This window comes from Dickeya sp. ws52, assembly GCF_007210685.1.
GTDB classification, from domain to species: Bacteria; Pseudomonadota; Gammaproteobacteria; order Enterobacterales; family Enterobacteriaceae; genus Dickeya; species Dickeya chrysanthemi.
This window is the reverse complement of the sequence record NZ_SZVX01000048.1, coordinates 1-1,172: the sequence shown is the minus strand read 5'-3', so window position 1 is coordinate 1,172 and position 1,172 is coordinate 1. Positions and strand designations below refer to the sequence as shown.

The window sequence follows — 1,172 nt, the reverse complement described above, 5'->3', positions numbered from 1 at the left end:
GGGGACCTGGTGCAGGCGGGGACGCTGCAGGGCAACGGGGTGACGGTGACGAGCACGGGCACGCTGACGCAGCAGGGTCGCATCGTGGCGGGCAATGGCACCAGCACGCTGTCGGCGGCGGCGATAAACCAGACGGAGAGCGGCAGCATTCAGGGGGGCGGCGGGCTGAGCCTGCGGGCGACTGGCGGCATCGTCAACCGGGGCTTTGTGGGGACGGCGGCGGACCTGCTGCTGCAGGCGGGCGGGGTGATAGAGAACGGCGGTCTGCTGTACGGCGGGGGTCATCTGTGGCTGCTGTCGGATGCGCTGGTGAACCGGTTTGGGAACATTCTGGCGGGCAACAGTCTGTGGATACAGCGCGACGCGGCGGGCACGGCGAGCGGCAGCGTGCTGAACAGTTCGGGGACGATAGAGACGCAGCGTGGAGATATCACGGTCCGGACCGGGACGCTGACCAACCAGCGGGAGGGGCTGGTGGTGACGGAGAGCGGCAGCACGGCGGCGGACATGCCGAGCTGGGCCGGCGGGACGACGGCGCAAATCCCGATTGGTTATTTTAATAACACCAAAGATTATACAATCGTGAAAGATGTAAGCATCAACGATAATGGAGGAACAAATGGCTGTGGATGCAGTAAGGTAACATCTTATTTTTACTCGATTGCATCAACAGTAATTAACGGAACTATCTCTGTACCTGTGTATCAGAGCAATATAAATGTCGTTGCAAGTGGTGGTGAGGCAAGATTTTTATCGGGCAAAGATATATTAATTGACTCTGGCTCTTTAAATAATAAAGCATCGCTTATTGGGGCTTATGGAAATGTTTTATTATCTGGCGGTGATCTCAATAACAGTTCCTACCAATCAGGAAGCTCAAAGCGGGTTCTTTATTATAAGTTTGATACAAAGGACTCAAGGGTTTTTTGGGGAGCAAATAATCCTGGTAGATTACTACAATATTTTCCCTTCGTCTTAGCTCAAGACAATGGGGTTGAATACACCCCCGGCCAGACCTACGCCGCGACCATTCAGGCGGGCGGTGCGATAACCGCCAGCTTCTCGCAGAATATCAGCAACACCAACCTGCAACCGGGCAGCGGCGGCTTTATGCCGGCGCTGGCCACGCCGACGCTGGCGGGCGTGAGCGCGTTAACCCCGGTGGGGGCGCA

The 1,172-nt window shown here is 56.8% G+C and carries 1 pseudogene; it reads left to right on the top strand.

The window, feature by feature from the left end:
- A pseudogene (locus FDP13_RS21430) lies at window positions 1-1,172 on the top strand (hemolysin BL-binding protein); the annotation flags it as partial.